Origin of the sequence: Geobacillus sp. TFV-3, from assembly GCF_009901865.1 — a bacterium.
GTDB lineage: Bacteria > Bacillota > Bacilli > Bacillales > Anoxybacillaceae > Geobacillus > Geobacillus thermoleovorans_A.
The window spans coordinates 2,304,961-2,322,057 of the sequence record NZ_MPSP01000001.1 but is presented as its reverse complement, the minus strand read 5'-3'; the positions used below and the strand labels follow the sequence as shown (position 1 = coordinate 2,322,057).

13 protein-coding genes and 1 pseudogene are annotated in these 17,097 nt (G+C 56.6%); 13 read left to right on the top strand and 1 reads right to left on the bottom strand.

Going from position 1 to position 17,097, the window contains the following annotated elements:
- The first annotated feature begins 193 nt into the window (after nt 1-193).
- Nucleotides 194-1,852 (top strand): annotated as a pseudogene (locus tag BJQ97_RS11675) (IS1634 family transposase).
- Nucleotides 1,853-1,982: 130 nt separating this feature from the next.
- Here BJQ97_RS11675 and BJQ97_RS11670 read toward each other — a convergent pair.
- Entirely contained in the window at nt 1,983-3,722 is a 1,740-nt protein-coding gene (locus BJQ97_RS11670; protein ID WP_160156702.1) for an Rqc2 family fibronectin-binding protein, read from the bottom strand.
- Between the two features lie 297 nt (nt 3,723-4,019).
- Here BJQ97_RS11670 and BJQ97_RS11665 point away from each other — a divergent pair, with 297 nt between their 5' ends.
- The 12 genes from BJQ97_RS11665 (at nt 4,020) to BJQ97_RS11610 (ending at nt 17,092) form a co-directional block, all read left to right on the top strand.
- A complete protein-coding gene (locus BJQ97_RS11665; protein WP_160156701.1) occupies nt 4,020-6,692 on the top strand; it encodes a calcium-translocating P-type ATPase, SERCA-type in 2,673 nt (890 codons plus the stop codon).
- An 81-nt stretch (nt 6,693-6,773) separates the two neighbouring features.
- Nucleotides 6,774-7,649 carry a YicC/YloC family endoribonuclease gene (locus tag BJQ97_RS11660; RefSeq protein ID WP_160156700.1) on the top strand — a complete coding sequence of 292 codons (876 nt, stop codon included), beginning with the start codon at nt 6,774-6,776 and terminating at the stop codon, nt 7,647-7,649.
- Nucleotides 7,650-7,705: 56 nt separating this feature from the next.
- Nucleotides 7,706-7,969 (top strand): extracellular matrix/biofilm regulator RemA, encoded by a 264-nt coding sequence (remA, locus tag BJQ97_RS11655; protein ID WP_160156699.1) that lies wholly within the window; start codon nt 7,706-7,708, stop codon nt 7,967-7,969.
- Nucleotides 7,970-7,980: 11 nt separating this feature from the next.
- Nucleotides 7,981-8,598, top strand: coding sequence for a guanylate kinase (gene gmk, locus BJQ97_RS11650; RefSeq protein WP_075261654.1), 618 nt, complete (start codon nt 7,981-7,983; stop codon nt 8,596-8,598).
- A gap of 2 nt (nt 8,599-8,600) precedes the next feature.
- Entirely contained in the window at nt 8,601-8,801 is a 201-nt protein-coding gene (gene rpoZ, locus BJQ97_RS11645) for a DNA-directed RNA polymerase subunit omega (RefSeq protein ID WP_160156698.1), read from the top strand.
- Nucleotides 8,802-8,850: 49 nt separating this feature from the next.
- Nucleotides 8,851-10,056, top strand: a complete 1,206-nt coding sequence (gene coaBC / locus BJQ97_RS11640) for a bifunctional phosphopantothenoylcysteine decarboxylase/phosphopantothenate--cysteine ligase CoaBC (RefSeq protein WP_160156697.1) — start codon at nt 8,851-8,853, stop codon at nt 10,054-10,056.
- Entirely contained in the window at nt 10,053-12,458 is a 2,406-nt protein-coding gene (priA, locus tag BJQ97_RS11635) for a primosomal protein N' (RefSeq protein WP_160156696.1), read from the top strand. Before coaBC ends, priA begins: the two co-directional genes overlap by 4 nt.
- 16 nt (nt 12,459-12,474) lie before the next feature.
- Nucleotides 12,475-12,948 carry a peptide deformylase gene (def, locus tag BJQ97_RS11630; protein ID WP_160156695.1) on the top strand — a complete coding sequence of 158 codons (474 nt, stop codon included), beginning with the start codon at nt 12,475-12,477 and terminating at the stop codon, nt 12,946-12,948.
- 6 nt (nt 12,949-12,954) lie between these two features.
- Nucleotides 12,955-13,914: a methionyl-tRNA formyltransferase gene (gene fmt, locus BJQ97_RS11625; protein WP_160156694.1), complete on the top strand. Its 960-nt coding sequence runs from the start codon at nt 12,955-12,957 to the stop codon at nt 13,912-13,914.
- Nucleotides 13,901-15,235, top strand: coding sequence for a 16S rRNA (cytosine(967)-C(5))-methyltransferase RsmB (gene rsmB / locus BJQ97_RS11620; RefSeq protein ID WP_160156693.1), 1,335 nt, complete (start codon nt 13,901-13,903; stop codon nt 15,233-15,235). The genes fmt and rsmB overlap by 14 nt, the downstream gene beginning before the upstream one ends.
- Before the next feature lie 4 nt (nt 15,236-15,239).
- Nucleotides 15,240-16,337, top strand: coding sequence for a dual-specificity RNA methyltransferase RlmN (gene rlmN, locus BJQ97_RS11615; RefSeq protein ID WP_160156692.1), 1,098 nt, complete (start codon nt 15,240-15,242; stop codon nt 16,335-16,337).
- A 5-nt stretch (nt 16,338-16,342) separates the two neighbouring features.
- Entirely contained in the window at nt 16,343-17,092 is a 750-nt protein-coding gene (locus tag BJQ97_RS11610; protein WP_160157607.1) for a Stp1/IreP family PP2C-type Ser/Thr phosphatase, read from the top strand.
- Nucleotides 17,093-17,097 lie beyond the last annotated feature (5 nt).

Here is a 17,097-nt window from a genome sequence, read left to right as displayed (position 1 = left end):
ACCAAGCATGGAGGTGTCCCAAAAGGATCGGGACACCCTTGCTCATCACCATATATCGCCACGAAATAATGAATCATGCGCAATATGTTGTATCTCACATTTCGCACCCTCCCGACGAAAATCGGGAGGATTTTTTGCGCCCATCGTCGAATGAATCCTTGACACACAAGGAAAGTGAAGGAGTTTTTCTCTCATGAACGTTCAAGTCAAAGCGGTCTATCACAATTCCTATTTGAAATAATAAGTGCCCTATTCAAGAAATGGGGCCTTCCCCCATTGATTGACCATCTCGTTCCCGCCCACCCGCAGTGCCAGACTCGAGCCAGCGATGCCGTTCAGGCCATCCTCTACAATATGTTTGACGGCCGGCAAGCCCTCGTTCACCTGGAGCGATGGGCTCAGGAGATCGATCTGGAAAAACTCATCCGTTCCGGGCTCCATCCTTCCTGGTTGAATGACGATGCGCTGGTTCGTCATCTCGACCGCTTGTATGAGGCCGGCATTCACAAGGTCATCAGCACCTGCTTAATTCATCTTTATCGGAAAGAAGGCCTTCCTCTTCGGGTGTTCCACGCCGATGCGACGGACAAAACCGTTTACGGAGCGTATGAATCGGCCTCGTTAGCGGCTCTGCAGATCACACATGGCTGCAATCGCCATCAACATTGGCAAAAACAGATCGGCTTCGGACTGGTCGGCAACGAGGACGGCATCCCGTTTTACGGCGATGTGCACGACGGCAACCTGCCTGACAAAACGTGGAATTCCCAAGTGAGATCCCGTGTCCATGAACAGCTCAAACAAGCCAAGATCGAGGACGAATGGATTTATGTGGCGGATTCCGCTGCGATGACGAAAGAGACCTTGGCGCAAACGAAAGCCGCCAACGCCTTTTTGATCACGAGAGGCCCTTCGTCGCTTCGGATCGTGAAACGAGCATTGGCCGAGGCCGATTCGGCCCACATCCCGTGGAGCGATCCCTTTGCGCTGGCGGAGAGAAACGGCGCCAAGTACCGGGTATGGGAAACGACATCAACGTATGAAGGCCATCCGGTTCGGCTGATCGTCGTCGAATCGAGCGCGCTTGACCAGCGAAAAGGAAAGACGCTTGAAAAAGAACGAGCCAAAGAAGCGGAGCTTCTTCGCGAGGAACAAATCCGTTGGGAGCGTCACCCATTCTCCTGCCGCGAAGACGCTGAACAAGCCTTAGCATCCCTGAAGGCCTCCCTCCGTCCCCGGTTCCATCGGGTCGAGGCCGTCGTCGAAGAGATCGTGCGTCCGAAAAAACGGCGCGGACGGCCGAAAAAAGGGGCGGGACCCGAGATGGAGACGCTGCATCTCCTGCGCCTTGACGTCGAATTGGACCAAGACGCGTGGGAACAGGCGAAACGGAAAGCGTCCCGGTTTGTCCTCGTCACGACCGTTCCGAAGGAATGGAAGGGCCAACAAATGGATGCCCAAGAGATCTTGAAGCTGTATAAAGGGCAGATCTCCGTGGAAATGAACTTCGCTTTTTTTGAAAGATCCTTTTTTCACGGATGAGATTGATGTCAAAAAGCCAGAGCGGGTTGCGGTATTGGGTGATTTGTTTCTCTTGGCCTTGGCCATTTACCGCGTCTTTCAGCGCCGAGTGCGTCAATTCATCACACCGGAACGCCCGTTGAAGGGGCCTGGAGGCCGCAAGCTGACCCGTCCAACGGGACAGGCGATTTTACAGCTGTTTCAATACGTGAACGTCATCCTGTTCCAGCTGCCGGATGGGCGCATCCAACGCGCACTGGATCACTCCCTTACCCCGGATCAGCGAAGGATTCTGCAGGGATTGGGCATGGATGAGAGCATCTACGTGTAACGTGATACGGAACGACGAGCGATGGTAAAAAAAGGATTTCCATCGCTCGTCGTGTTGGTCGAAACGTGATTCTGAAAAACGAAATCAAAAATCCTTTCTTTCTACCCTGTTAGGGTGCGAAATGTGAGACTTACGATGGTTTCGCCGCTTGTTCTTTTTGCCGCTGTTTCATGGCGCGGACGAGCTCTTCGTCGGGGGTGACGTAGAGTGTTTGCTCGTTTTCGTAAATGACAAACCCCGGTTTGGCGCCGCTTGGTTTTTTCACGTAGCGGATGCGCGTGTAGTCGACCGGCACGGATCCGGAGTGGCGGGCTTGGCTGAAGTAGGCGGCGAGATGCGCCGCTTCCAAGAGCGTCTCGTCAGACGGTTGCTTGCTCCGGATGACGACGTGCGAGCCGGGAATGTTTTTCACATGCAGCCAAACATCGTCCTTATGGGCCAGCTTTGTCGTGAGATAATCGTTTTGTTTGTTGTTTTTGCCGACCAATATTTCCGTGCCGTCGCTTGCGACGTAGCGGTCCAGCTCGGGCGCGGCGGTTTTTCGCTTTTTCGCCCCTTTTGCCGCGCGCGGGCGCAAGTAGCCTTGTTCGATGAGCTCGTCGCGTATTTCCTCGACGTCTTTCGGCGAGGCGGTTTCGAGCTGGCTTAAAATCGTGTCGCAATAAGCGATGTCTTCTTTCGTCCGCTCGATTTGTTCTTGGACGACAGCGAGCGAGTTTTTCGCTTTTTGGTATTTTTGAAAGTACTGCTGCGCGTTCTCGGCCGGCGATTTTTGCGGGTCGAGCGGAATGGTGACCGTCCCGCCGTTTTCGTCATAGTAGTTTACGACCTCGATTTCCGTCATGCCGCGCTTGACGGCGTACAAATGGGCGGTGAGCAGTTCGCCGTACAGCCGGTAAGTGTCGGCTTGTTTCGCTTCTTCAAGCGTCTGTTCGAGTTTGGCGAGCTTTTTCTCGTTTTTCGCTTTTTCGTTCGCCATGAGCCGCTCGATGTCATGGGCTTGCTGCTTGACGCGGTCGCGCTCGGCCTTGCCGAAATAAAAGCGGTCCAATAGCTTGCTCGCGCTCGCAAATGGCTGGCCTTCTATTTTTAAGTGCTCAAGCGGCAGAACATAAAACCATTCTTTTTCCCCGTTCGTGTACATCATCGGGGCAAAGCGGCGGTGGCGCACGTCATCGATGAGCGAAAGAAAGCTTTTCGGCAGCGTCGCCCGGTTGGCGAGTCCAGCGCGGAACACCACTTCGTTGGCGAATAGCGGTGAAATGCCGCTGAAGGCGGAAACGAGCTGATGGGCGAGCTTGCCGGCGTGAAAGTCGATTTTTTTCAGCACCGTTTCTTCCGTCGCGTCAAGCGGATTCAGCTTGCCGTGCGTCGGTGGTGCGACGTACGGATGCCCGGGGAGCACCGTCCGGTAGCGGTTGACCGATGGCGGCAAATGCTTCAGGCTGTCGATGATCGTGTTGGCGGCCGCATCGACTAAGATGATGTTGCTATGGCGGCCCATCACTTCAATGATGAGTTGCTTCGTCTGCACGTCGCCGAGTTCATCGCGCCCTTTTGCCTCGATGACGATGATGCGGTCAAAATCGACTTGGCGGACCGATTCGATGATGCTTCCTTCTAACTGTTTGCGCAGCCGCATGCAAAACATCGGCGGCTCAGGCGGGTTGTCGTACGTTTCGTTTGTCAAATGGACGCGCGCGTACGTCGGATGCGCCGACAGCATCACTTTATGGTTATGGCCGCGGGCGCGCACGACCATGACGATCTCATACGCCGACGGCTGGTGGATTTTCGTGATCCGCCCGCTCGCAAGCGCCTCTTTGAGTTCACCGACAATGGCGTACGTAAACACTCCGTCAAAGGACATGGGAAAACACCTTTCTATTTTGGTTGTCTGCTATTCCGATATTACCATACGATCCGCTGTTGTGAACATGTTGGCGGCTTATGGTGCGAAAAAAAGAAGAGGGGGGAGCAAAAACCGCATTCGCTCCCATACGGGGGATGGGGGTGCGGTTGGGTGATACGAGACCGCGATTTTGGAGAGTGGGGGCATAGACTGCGAAACGTTGCTGTATGAGTGTCATTTTTTCGGACAGGGGTGAATAAGCATAAAAAAGCAGAAACAGTGCGCCGAAAAGACGGAGAGACGGAGGGGAGACAGATGCAATGGCATACGCTCGCGGCAAGCGATGTCGCGCACGAGACGAAGACGAATGTCAAGACCGGGCTTACTGCGGCGGAGGCGGAAAAACGGCTGCAGCAGTTCGGGTACAACGAGTTGGTGGAAGGGAAGGCGGAGTCGGCCATCGTTGTCTTTTTCCGCCAGTTTCAAGATTTTATGGTCCTTGTGCTGCTTTTGGCGACGGTGATTTCCGCGTTTTTAGGCGAGTATGTCGATGCGGCGGCGATTGTCGTCATCGTGATCATGAACGCCATCCTTGGGTTTGTCCAAGAGCGGCGGGCGGAAAAATCACTGGCCGCCTTAAAACGGTTATCCGCTCCGCAAGCGGTTGTGCTGCGTGACGGCGTGTGGGTGAAAGTCCCAGCGCGCGAGCTTGTTGTCGGCGATGTGGTGAGGCTGTCAAGCGGCGATCGAGTCGGGGCTGACGTCCGCTTGATTGAGGCGGCCGGCTTGGAAATCGAGGAGTCGGCGCTGACGGGCGAATCGGTGCCGGTGGCCAAATCCGCCGCCCCGCTTCATACGGAACAGGCGTCGCTTGGCGATTTACACAATGTGGCGTTTATGGGGACGCTCGTGACAAGGGGAAGCGGTGTTGGGATTGTCATCGCCACCGGGATGAAGACCGCGATGGGACAAATCGCGACGATGCTGGAAGAGGCAGATGCGGGGACAACCCCGCTCCAGCGCCGACTCGAGCAGCTTGGGAAAATTTTGCTTGTCGTCGCATTGGCGCTGACGGCGGCGGTGGTGGCAGTCGGGGTCGTTCAAGGGCACGACTTGTATGAAATGTTTTTGGCTGGCGTGTCGCTCGCGGTTGCCGCCATTCCGGAAGGGTTGCCGGCCATCGTAACGGTTGTATTGGCGCTTGGCGTGCAGCGGATGATCAAGCGGAACGCCATCGTCCGCAAACTTCCGGCGGTCGAAACGCTCGGCTGTGCTTCCGTCATTTGTTCTGACAAAACGGGAACGATGACGGAAAATATGATGACCGTCACGCAAGTATGGGCAGGCGGGCGGACATTTACGGTAAGCGGCGTTGGTCTTGAAACGGATGGCGAGTTTTCCGAACGCGGCCGGACGGTTGATCCGAACCGCGTTCCCGAGCTCGCTCGCCTATTGACGATGGGGGTGCTTTGTAATCGTTCGGAGTTGAAAGAAGAAAACGGGCGGCGCTATATCGACGGCGATCCGACCGAAGGGGCGCTGCTTGTCGCGGCAGCCAAAGCTGGAATGGGAAAAGGAATGGTTTTGCGTGAGTACACGATCGAACGGGAGTTTCCGTTTGATTCGGAGCGGAAAATGATGACGGTGATTGTCCGTGGCCGAAACGGCCGCCGGTTTATCGTGACAAAAGGGGCGCCCGATGTGCTGCTTGAGCGGTCTGGCTGCCTTGAGTGGAACGGCCGCGAGCAGCCGTTGACGCCTGCGTGGAAAGATGCGATCGAGAAGGCGATTCGCCAGATGGCGTCTTCCGCCTTGCGCACGATTGCCGTCGCGTATCGGCCGCTTGCGGAAACAGAACGGATCGAGTCGGAGAAGGATGCGGAGACAAAGCTTCGGTTCCTCGGCGTCGCTGGCATGATCGATCCGCCGCGCCCAGAGGTGAAACAGGCGGTGGCGCGATGCAAAGAAGCGGGCATGAAAACGGTGATGATCACCGGCGATCACGTGTTGACCGCGACGGCGATCGCGAAACAGCTTGGCGTGCTGCCGCCTGGCGGCAAAGTGATGGACGGGGCGACGTTGTCGAAGCTGTCGGTCGATGAATTGGAACGCGCCGTCGATGAGATTTACGTGTTTGCCCGCGTTGCTCCCGAGCATAAGCTGAAAATCGTCAACGCCTTCAAGCGGCGCGGCCATATTGTCGCCATGACCGGCGACGGGGTGAACGATGCGCCGGCATTAAAAGCGGCTGATATCGGCGTCGCCATGGGCCGGTCGGGGACGGAGGTGGCGAAAGAGGCGGCGTCGATCGTTTTGTTGGATGACAATTTTGCGACGATTGAGGCGGCGATTGAAGAAGGACGCAACATTTACGAAAACATTCGCAAGTTTATCCGCTACTTGCTGGCCTCGAACGTCGGGGAAATTCTCGTCATGTTGTTTGCGATGCTGCTGGCGTTGCCGCTGCCGCTTGTGCCGATTCAAATTTTATGGGTCAATCTTGTCACCGACGGTTTGCCGGCGATGGCGCTCGGGCTTGACCGGCCGGAAGAAAATGTGATGAAGCGGCCGCCGCGGCGCCCGGATGAAGGGGTGTTCGCGCGCGGGCTCGGCTGGAAAATCATCAGCCGCGGCGTTTTGATCGGTGTGGTGACGCTCGCCGCGTTTCTGACCGCCTATGAACGGAGCGGCGAGGATCTCGTTTATGCCCAGACGGCGGCGTTTGCGACGTTGGTGTTGGCCCAATTGATCCATGTGTTTGATTGCCGCTGCGACCGTTCGATTTTTGACCGCCATCCGTTCGGGAACATGTACCTTGTCGCGGCGGTGGCCGTGTCGCTTGTATTGCTTTTGGTCGTCATCTACTATCCGCCGCTTGCCTCGGTGTTCCATACGAAGCCGCTCGCGGCGGTCGATTGGCTGCTCATCACGGGGTTGTCCGCCTTGCCGACATTTTTGTTTGCCGGCTCGCTTTTTTCGAGAAAATAGGATATGGTATAATCAAAAGGTGATAGAGAAGCGCTCTATGACCTTTTCTTTTTTGATCAGAAGACAAACGGATGTGATGATATGGTTTACAGCATGACCGGCTTCGGCGCGAGTGTGAAAAAAACGGATCGATTGATGGTGGCGGTGGAAATGAAATCGGTCAACCATCGGTTTTGCGAAATTTCCATTCGCCTCCCTAGACAATGGCTCGTGTTTGAGGATAAAATAAAAAAAGCAATTTCACCGTACGTGCGGCGCGGAAAAGTGGAAGTGTTCGTCACGATCGCCGGCGAAGGGCTTGTGAAACGAAACGTACATATTGATTGGAATTTGATCGGCCAATATTGGGCCGGATTGCAGGAAGCGGCAAAGCGATTTGCCATTGATGGCGGCGTGACGGCAGCCGAACTGCTTCGGCTTGAAGGGGCGGTCGAGGTCGTCGAAGAAGAAGGCGCGAATGAAGAAGTAGAGCCGCTGCTTTTAGATGCCGTCGATGAGGCGGCAAAAGCGCTGGCCGCTATGCGCCGGCGAGAAGGAGAGGCGCTCGCTGAAGATTTGCACGCCCGCCTTCGGGAGGTGGAGGCCGGCGCTGCCATCATTGAGCAGCGGGCGCCGCTCGTCGTCGAGCAATATCGTGAGCGGCTTGAACGCCGCCTGCGCGAATGGGCGCCCGCTCCGGTCGATGAAGCGCGCCTGCTTACGGAAGTGGCGGTGTTTGCCGAAAAGGCGGACATTCACGAGGAATTGAAACGCATCCGCAGCCATTTGGCGCAAATGGCAGATGCTTTAGAAATGGACGAACCGGTTGGGCGGAAGCTCGACTTTTTGGTGCAAGAGTTGAACCGGGAAGTCAACACGATCGGCGCCAAGGCGAATGACAGCCTGATTGCCGCGCAAGTCGTGGAGATGAAAAGCGTGCTTGAGAAAATGCGCGAGCAAGTGCAAAACGTGGAATAACCGTTTAAAACGACTTGTTGGCGGCAACAATATTGAATATGGCAGGTGGGCGTGTCATGATGATGAAATTTATCAATATCGGGTATGGAAACATGGTGTCAGCCGCTCGCATCATTACGATTGTCAGCCCTGATTCGGCGCCGATCAAACGAATCATTCAAGATGCGCGCGAAAGCGGCAAGCTCGTTGACGCGACGCACGGGCGGAGGACGCGCGCCGTCATCATCATGGACAGCGATCACGTCATTTTGTCGTCCGTGCAGCCGGAAACGGTGGCGAACCGCTTATATGGAAGCGACGATTTCTTCGAGGAAGGGTAGGGTTTTGGGCGTTGAAGAACGAACGTGGGTTGTTGATCGTCATGTCGGGTCCGTCTGGGGTTGGCAAAGGAACGGTGCGCAAAGCGTTGTTTTCGCAGCCGGACATCAATCTTCATTATTCGGTGTCGGTCACGACGCGCAAGCCGCGCGAAGGTGAAGTGGAAGGCGTCGACTATTTCTTCCGCACGCGCGAGCAGTTTGAACAAATGATCCGCGAAAACAAACTGCTCGAGTGGGCGGAATATGTCGGCAACTACTATGGCACGCCGATCGATTACGTGGAGAAGACGCTTGCCGAAGGGAAAGATGTGTTTTTAGAGATCGAAGTGCAAGGGGCGATGAAAGTGAGGCGGGCGTTTCCAGAGGCACTCTTCATTTTCTTGGCCCCGCCAAGCTTGAAGGAGCTCGAGAAGCGGATCGTCGGGCGCGGCACTGAGTCGAAAGAGCTGATTGAAAACCGGTTGCGGGCGGCGAAAGAGGAGCTTGAAATGATGGACGAGTACGACTATGTCGTAGAAAATGATGAAGTGGAGCTCGCCTGCGAGCGGATCAAGGCGATCGTCATCGCCGAACATTGCCGGCGCGAGCGCGTCGCCGAGCGGTATAAACGGATGTTGGGGGTGGAATGACGATGCTGTATCCTTCCATCGATTTGCTGATGCAAAAAGTCGATTCGAAATACAAGCTCGTCACGGTGGTGGCCAAGCGGGCGCGCGAGCTTCAGGACGGCGCCGAGCTGACGGTGAAAAAACCGGTGTCGAAAAAATTTGTCGGTCAAGCGCTCGAGGAAATCGCCAGTGACAAGGTCGAATTAGTGGAAGAGGAAAAATAACAACCTAGCTTTAGGTTGTTATTTTTTTCAATGTCGGGGGGTGGCCAAGATGATTAAAGGAAAACATATTTTGCTTTGTGTGACCGGAGGGGTGGCGGCATATAAGGCGGCGGCGCTCACCAGCCAGCTCACCCAGCGCGGCGCCGAGGTGAAAGTGATCATGACGGAAGGGGCGTGTCAATTCATTACGCCGCTCACGTTCCAAGCATTGTCGCGTCAGGAAGTGTATGTCGATACGTTTGCGGAAAACAATCCGGCCGTCATCGCCCATATCGATTTGGCGGACTGGGCCGATCTTGTTCTCGTTGCGCCGGCGACGGCCAATACGATCTCCAAACTGGCCGCCGGCATCGCTGACAATATGGTGACGACGACGATTTTGGCGACGAAAGCGCCCGTCTGGATTGCTCCGGCGATGAACGTCCATATGTACGAACATCCGGCTATCCAAGCGAACATTGAACGCCTGTACCAGTTCGGCTATCGATTCATCGAACCGTCGGAAGGCTATTTGGCGTGCGGCTACATCGGCAAAGGACGGCTCGAGGAGCCGGAGAAAATCATCGCTCATATCGAGCGCTTTTTTGCCGGTGATCCGCCGCTGTTTCGCGGGAAGCGTGTGCTTGTCACCGCTGGGCCGACGCGGGAGCGGCTTGATCCAGTCCGCTATTTCTCCAACTATTCGAGCGGCAAAATGGGCTACGCCATCGCCGAAGCGGCGGCCCGCTTCGGCGCTTCGGTGACGCTCGTCTCCGGACCGACGGCGCTTTCTTCGCCCGATGGCGTCGAGACGGTGGCGGTCGAATCGGCGGAAGAGATGTATGAAGCGGTGATGGCTCGGTTTGCGGAAACGGACATCGTGATCAAGGCGGCGGCGGTCGCCGATTATCGGCCAAAATATGTCGCGGCTTCCAAAATTAAAAAGCAGCCAGGCGGTTATGTCGTCGAGATGGAGCGGACGGTGGACATTTTGAAGACGCTTGGCGAGCGGAAAACATCACAAGTTTTAGTCGGGTTTGCCGCTGAGACGGACAACCTTGAACAGTATGCGTTAAAAAAGCTTGAGGAGAAGCGGCTTGATATGGTCGTTGCCAACAATGTCACCGAAGAAGGGGCAGGGTTTGCCGGCGATACGAACATCGTCACCATCTTCCGCCGCGACGGCGTCGTCCGCCCGCTGCCGCTCATGACGAAACGCGAGGCGGCCGAGGAAATTTTAAAAGAAATTCACGCGTATATCGAGGCGATTCGATGAAAGTAGCATCCGTGATTGTCGATGTCCCGTCCCGGCAGACGGACCGACCGTTTGATTATTGGATTCCGGAGCGCTGGCGAGGCGTCATCCAGCCGGGCATGCGGGTGACGGTGCCGTTTGGGGCGCGGCGTTTGCAAGGGTTTGTCGTTGATGTGAAAGACCATTCCGACATCAAACAACTGAAACCGATTGAGCATGTGCTTGATGTCGTGCCGGTGTTAAACGAAGAGATGCTTGATCTTGGCCGCTATTTAACGGAAACGACGCTTTGTTTTGCCATTTCGGCGTACCAGGCGATGCTGCCGGCGGCGATGCGGGCGAAATATGAAAAAACGCTCCGCTTGACGGATGAAGAGAAGAGAGAGAGGCTGCCGGATGAGGTAAAGCCGCTGTTTGCCGGGCGGACGGAAGCCGCTTGGAAAGAAGTTGAGGCGGCCGGTTTATGGCGGGCGGCGCAAAAAGCGGTGCAGCAGGGCGTGCTCGAGGCGGTCTACAAGGTAAAAGAAAAAGCGGGCAAGAAAACGGTGAAGCACGCCGCTCTTGCCATTCCATCGGAACAGGCGAAACAGGAGCTCGGGTCGCTTCCGACAAGGCAAAAAGAGGTGCTTTCATTTTTGCTGGAAAAAGGGCAGGCAGCGTCGGTTGCCGAACTGCAAGCGGTGCTTGGCGTCTCCTCAGCGCCGCTGAAAGCGCTCGTCGACAAAGGATTTGTGGCGCTGAACGATGTCGAGGTGTACCGCGACCCGTACGAACATCGCACGTTTCAGCCGAGCGAACCGCCGGCGCTCACCCGGGCGCAAGAGGCGGCGTTGGCTAAGATCGCCGCTTCGGTGCGCGCCGGGGAGCATCGCACGTTTTTGCTGTATGGCGTCACCGGCAGCGGGAAGACGGAAGTGTATATGCAGGCGATTGATGAAGCGTTGCGCCAAGGAAAGGAAGCGATCGTTCTCGTGCCGGAAATTTCGTTGACGCCGCAAATGGTCGAGCGCTTCAAAAGCCGGTTCGGCTCGAAAGTAGCGGTGCTTCACAGTGGGCTGTCAGTCGGCGAAAAATATGACGAATGGCGGAAAATCCACCGGAAAGAAGTGCAGCTTGTCGTCGGCGCGCGGTCGGCGGTGTTTGCCCCATTTGAAAACTTAGGGATGATCATCATCGATGAGGAGCATGAGACGAGCTACAAGCAAGAAGAAATGCCGCGCTATCATGCGCGCGACGTCGCCATCTACCGCGCTCGCCGCCACAGCTGCCCGGTCGTGCTTGGCAGCGCCACCCCCTCGCTTGAGACGTTCGCCCGCGCCGCCAAAGGGGTGTACGAGCTGCTCGAGCTGCCGGAGCGCATCAGCGACCGCGGTCTGCCGGACGTTCATGTCGTCGATATGCGCGAGGAGCTGCGAAGCGGCAACCGTTCGATGTTTTCGGGCCGATTGCTTGACGAATTGCGCCGCCGGCTTGAGCGCGGCGAGCAGGCAGTGTTGCTGTTGAATCGACGCGGTTATTCGACGTTTGTCATGTGCCGCAGTTGCGGCTATGTCATCCGCTGTCCGCACTGTGACATTTCGCTGACGTACCATCGCGCCGGCGAGCGGATGAAATGCCATTATTGCGGGCATGAAGAGCCGCTTGTCCCTCGCTGTCCGTCGTGCGGAAGCGAACATATCCGCTTTTTCGGGACCGGCACGCAAAAAGTGGAAGAAGAACTGACGAGGTTGCTGCCGAAAGCGCGCGTCATCCGCATGGATGTCGACACGACCGGCCGCAAAGGGGCGCATGAAGAGCTGCTTTCCCGTTTTGCCGCCAAGGAAGCCGATATTTTGCTCGGCACGCAAATGATCGCCAAAGGACTTGATTTTCCGAACGTCACGCTTGTTGGTGTGCTGGCGGCTGACACGATGCTTCATTTGCCCGATTTCCGCGCCGCCGAAAAAACGTTTCAGCTGTTGACGCAAGTGAGCGGGCGCGCCGGACGGCATGAGCTTCCCGGCGAAGTGATCATTCAGACGTATACGCCTGACCACTACAGCATTGAACTGGCCGCCCGCCACGACTACCGCGCCTTTTACCAGCGGGAGATGGCGCTGCGCAAAGCGCACGGCTATCCGCCGTACTATTATTTGACGCTCATTACCGCCGCCCACCAAGAGGCGCCGGCTGCGGCCAAAGCGGCGGAGAAAATCGCCGCCTATTTGCGCAAGCATCTGTCGCACGAAGCGGTCGTTCTCGGCCCGGTCGCCTCGCCAATCGCCCGTCTTCACGATAGATATCGCTACCAATGCATGATAAAATACAAACGGGAACCGAATTTGACCGCGGCGCTCAAGGCGGTCATGGACCGCTACCAAGCTGATGCCGCCCATGGCGGTGTGATGGTCACCATTGATACAAACCCATATATGATGATGTGAACTTGGGGGAATGACGTTGTCTGTTTTGCCGATTGTCACTTATCCTGATCCGATTTTGGAGCGGCCGTGCGCGCCGGTGGCGGCGTTTGACCGTCGGCTCGGGCGGCTGCTTGACGATATGTATGAAACGATGCTTGCCGCTGACGGGGTGGGCCTAGCCGCCCCGCAAATCGGCGTCGCTGAACAGATCGCTGTCATCGATGTCGGTGATGAACACGGTCGGATCGAGCTCATCAACCCGGTCATTATCGAGGCGCGCGGCGAACATGTGGATGTTGAAGGCTGTTTGAGCTTTCCCGGTTTGTTTGGCGAAGTGCCGCGCGCCAAGTATGTGAAAGTGCGGGCGCAAAACCGGCGCGGCCGCCCGTTTACGCTTTCCGCGACCGGTTTTTTGGCGCGCGCTCTGCAACATGAAATTGACCATTTGCACGGCGTTTTGTTTACTTCGAAAGTGGTTCGATATTGCGATCTTGAAGAACTGGAAGGATAGATGCCAATGACGAACATTGTGTTTATGGGAACGCCTGACTTTGCTGTGCCGATTTTGCGCCAGCTTCTTCATGACGGCTACCGAGTGGCAGCGGTCGTCACCCAGCCGGATAAGCCAAAAGGGCGGAAGCGCGAGCCCGTTCCACCCCCGGTGAAAGTGGAAGCGGTGCGCCGGGGCATCCCGGTGCTGCAGCCGACGAAAATTCGCGAGCCGGAGCAGTATGAACAAGTGCTGGCGTTTGCGCCCGATTTGATTGTCACGGCGGCGTTCGGGCAAATTTTGCCGAAAGCGCTGCTTGAGGCGCCGAAATACGGATGCATCAACGTCCACGCCTCGCTTCTGCCCGAGCTGCGCGGCGGGGCGCCGATCCATTACGCCATTTGGCAAGGGAAAACGAAAACGGGCGTCACGATCATGTATATGGTGGAGCGGTTGGACGCCGGTGACATGTTAGCGCAAGTCGAAGTGCCGATTGAAGAGACGGATACGGTCGGCACGCTCCATGATAAATTGAGCGCCGCCGGGGCTAAACTACTATCAGAAACGCTCCCACTTTTAATGGAAGGAAAAATTACGCCCGTTCCGCAAGATGAGGAGAAAGCAACGTATGCGCCGAACATTCGCCGCGAGCAGGAGCGGATCGATTGGACGCAGCCTGGCGAGGCCATTTACAACCATATTCGCGCCTTCCATCCCTGGCCGGTCACGTATACAACGCAGGATGGGCACGTTTGGAAGGTTTGGTGGGGGGAAAAAGTGCCGGCGCCCCGTTCGGCGCCGCCGGGCACGATTTTGGCGCTTGAGGAAAACGGCATTGTCGTGGCCACCGGCAATGAGACAGCCATTCGCATCACCGAATTGCAGCTGGCTGGAAAAAAACGGATGGCGGCGGATGAATTTTTGCGCGGCGCCGGCAGCCGGCTGGCGGTCGGCATGAAGTTAGGAGAGGATCATGAACGTACGTGAACTTGCTTTAGATACGCTGTTGGCTATTGAACAAAAAGGCGCATACAGCCATCTCGAACTGAACGACGCCATTCGCCAAGGGCATCTCGACAGCCGCGATGCGGCGTTGCTGACGGAAATTGTGTACGGCACGGTGCAGCGGCGCGACACGCTCGATTATTATTTGGCGCCGTTTTTGCGCAAGGCGCGCCGGATTGAGCCGTGGGTGCGCGTGCTTCTTCGGTTGACGCTGTATCAAATGGTGTATTTGGACCGCGTTCCCGACCGCGCCGCCGTCTTTGAAGCGGTTGAAATTGCCAAACGGCGCGGCCATCGCGGCATTGCTTCACTTGTCAACGGCGTATTGCGCTCGATCGGCCGCGAGGGGCTGCCATCGATAGAGGCTGTTGGTGACGTTGGCAAGCGGCTCGCCCTTGCCACCAGTCATCCGGAGTGGCTCGTCCGGCGCTGGATCAAGCAATACGGTTATGAAGACGCGGCGCGCATGTGCGAGACGAATTTGCGCCCGCCGCAATCAACGGCCCGCGTCAACCGGCTGCGTGCGACTGTCGACGAGGCGCTTGCGCGGTTGCGCGGCGAAGGGGTGGAGGCCAGCCGCGGTCGTATCGCGCCCGAGGCCATTCGCGCGGAAAAAGGGAATTTGGCTCATACGGAGACGTTTCGCGCCGGTTGGCTGACGATTCAAGATGAAAGCTCCATGCTTGTTGCTCGAGCGCTCGACCCAGCCCCCGGCGAGCGGGTGCTTGACTGCTGCGCGGCGCCGGGCGGGAAAACGACCCATATCGCCGAGCGGATGGACGGGCGCGGCGAGGTCGTTGCTGTTGATATCCACGAACATAAGGTAATGCTGATCGAACAGCAGGCCAAGCGGCTCGGGCTTGACAACGTTGCGGCGCTCACCCTTGACAGCCGCCGGCTCGGCGAGCGGTTTGCCCCGGAATCGTTTGACCGCGTTTTGGTCGATGCGCCGTGCACGGGATTCGGCGTCATTCGCCGCAAACCGGAGATCAAATATACGAAAGGGAGAGATGATGTCGCCGCGCTTGTGGAGATTCAGCAAGCCATTTTGCGGGCGGCCGCTCCGCTTTTGAAAAAAGGCGGCACGCTTGTCTACAGCACATGCACCGTGGAGCGCGAGGAAAACGAAGAGGCCATCGCCCGCTTTTTATCGGATCATCCGGACTTTTTCCTCGACGCCAGCCTTGCCGAGCGGATGCCGGAACCGGTGCGGCCGCATGTGAAAGGCGGCATGCTTCAGCTGCTGCCGCATCATTTTGACTCTGACGGGTTTTTTATCGCCCGACTGCGAAAGAAGGTGTAAAAGCATGGAAATGGTTCGTCCGGCTGCCCGCCGCTCTGTCGGCGAAACGCAGCCTCCGTTGCCATCGATTTATTCGCTCACGCTAGACGAATTGAAGGAATGGCTTGTCGCTCAAGGCGAAAAGCCGTTTCGGGCCACGCAAATTTACGAGTGGCTGTATAAAAACCGCGTCACCGATTTTGCCGATATGACGAATTTGCCGAAGCGGCTGCGCGAACAGCTGGCTGCGTCGTTCTCGATCACGACATTAAAGACGGTTGTCAAACAAACGTCCAAAGACGGAACGATCAAATTTTTGTTTGAGCTCCATGACGGCTATTCGATCGAGACGGTGCTCATGCGCCATCACTACGGCAACTCGGTGTGCGTCACGACGCAAGTCGGCTGCCGCATCGGCTGCACGTTTTGCGCTTCGACGCTCGGCGGATTGAAGCGCCATTTGGAGGCGGGCGAGATCGTCGCCCAAGTCGTGCAAGTGCAAAAAGCGCTCGATGACACGAATGAGCGCGTCAGTAGCATCGTCGTCATGGGCATCGGCGAGCCGTTTGATAACTACGATGCGCTTATCAAGTTTTTGCGCATCGTCAATCACCCAAAAGGGTTGAACATTGGCGCCCGCCATATCACCGTTTCGACGAGCGGCATCATCCCAAAAATTTACCAATTTGCCGATGAAGGAATGCAAATCAACTTCGCCATTTCGTTGCATGCCCCGACGAATGAGCTGCGGACAAAACTCATGCCGATCAATAAAGCGTACCCGCTGCCCAAGTTGATGGAGGCAGTTCGGTATTACATTGAAAAAACCGGCCGGCGCGTGACGTTTGAATACGGATTGTTCGGCGGGGTGAACGACCAGCTTGAGCACGCCGAGCAGTTGGCCGAGCTGATTAAAGGGCTGAAATGCCACGTGAATTTGATTCCGGTTAACTACGTGCCGGAGCGCAACTATGTGCGCACGCCGCGCAACCAAATTTTCGCCTTTGAACGGGCGTTGAAAAAACATGGAATCAATGTCACCATTCGCCGCGAACATGGACACGACATCGATGCCGCCTGCGGACAGCTTCGCGCGAAGGAGCGAAAAGAGGAGACGAGGTGAATCGGATGCGAGCCGTTTTCCGAACTGACATCGGCCAAATTCGCGAACATAACGAAGACAGCGGCGGCGTATTTGTCAATCAAAGCGGCCAATATTTAGCGGTCGTCGCTGACGGGATGGGCGGCCATCGCGCTGGTGATGTGGCCAGTTCCATGGCGGTGGCGTATTTGCAGGAGCGATGGGAGAACGAGAGTGGCCTTGCTTCGCCGGCCGAGGCGGAGCAATGGCTTCAAACGCATATTGCCGCGGCGAACGAACAATTGTTTCGCCATGCCCGTTCCCACCCGGAATGTCAAGGAATGGGGACGACGGTCGTCGCCGCTGTTTGTGCTCATTCGTTTGCGACGGTTGCCCATATCGGCGACAGCCGCTGCTACGTGCTCAACAAAAGTGGAATTCAGCAGCTGACCGACGACCATTCGTTGGTCAATGAGCTCGTCAAAAGCGGGCAGCTTTCGAAAGAAGCGGCTGAACATCATCCGCGCAAAAACGTGCTATTGCGGGCGCTCGGCACGGAACCGACGGTGAAAATCGACGTGAAAACAGTGGCGCTCGACGAGGGCGACATGTTGTTGTTATGTTCGGACGGGTTGTCCAATAAAGTGCCGGAAGCGGACATGATGCATATGTTGACGGGTGCCGGCACGCTGGAAGAGAAGGTGGAGGCGCTTATCCAGCTCGCCAACGGGCGTGGCGGAGAAGACAACATTTCGCTGGCGGTCATCGATGTTTCAGCGGAACGTGAAGGTGGGTGATCGGC

Excerpts from the sequence above, each read along its gene's own strand:
- priA (WP_160156696.1), top strand. The coding sequence starts at position 10,053 with ATGAAAGTAGCATCCGTGATTGTCGATGTCCCGTCCCGGCAGACGGAC.
- rsmB (WP_160156693.1), top strand. The coding sequence starts at position 13,901 with ATGAACGTACGTGAACTTGCTTTAGATACGCTGTTGGCTATTGAACAA.
- BJQ97_RS11670 (WP_160156702.1), bottom strand. The coding sequence starts at position 3,722 with ATGTCCTTTGACGGAGTGTTTACGTACGCCATTGTCGGTGAACTCAAA.
- rpoZ (WP_160156698.1), top strand. The coding sequence starts at position 8,601 with ATGCTGTATCCTTCCATCGATTTGCTGATGCAAAAAGTCGATTCGAAA.
- coaBC (WP_160156697.1), top strand. The coding sequence starts at position 8,851 with ATGATTAAAGGAAAACATATTTTGCTTTGTGTGACCGGAGGGGTGGCG.
- BJQ97_RS11665 (WP_160156701.1), top strand. The coding sequence starts at position 4,020 with ATGCAATGGCATACGCTCGCGGCAAGCGATGTCGCGCACGAGACGAAG.
- fmt (WP_160156694.1), top strand. The coding sequence starts at position 12,955 with ATGACGAACATTGTGTTTATGGGAACGCCTGACTTTGCTGTGCCGATT.
- BJQ97_RS11660 (WP_160156700.1), top strand. The coding sequence starts at position 6,774 with ATGGTTTACAGCATGACCGGCTTCGGCGCGAGTGTGAAAAAAACGGAT.
- BJQ97_RS11610 (WP_160157607.1), top strand. The coding sequence starts at position 16,343 with ATGCGAGCCGTTTTCCGAACTGACATCGGCCAAATTCGCGAACATAAC.
- remA (WP_160156699.1), top strand. The coding sequence starts at position 7,706 with ATGATGATGAAATTTATCAATATCGGGTATGGAAACATGGTGTCAGCC.
- rlmN (WP_160156692.1), top strand. The coding sequence starts at position 15,240 with ATGGAAATGGTTCGTCCGGCTGCCCGCCGCTCTGTCGGCGAAACGCAG.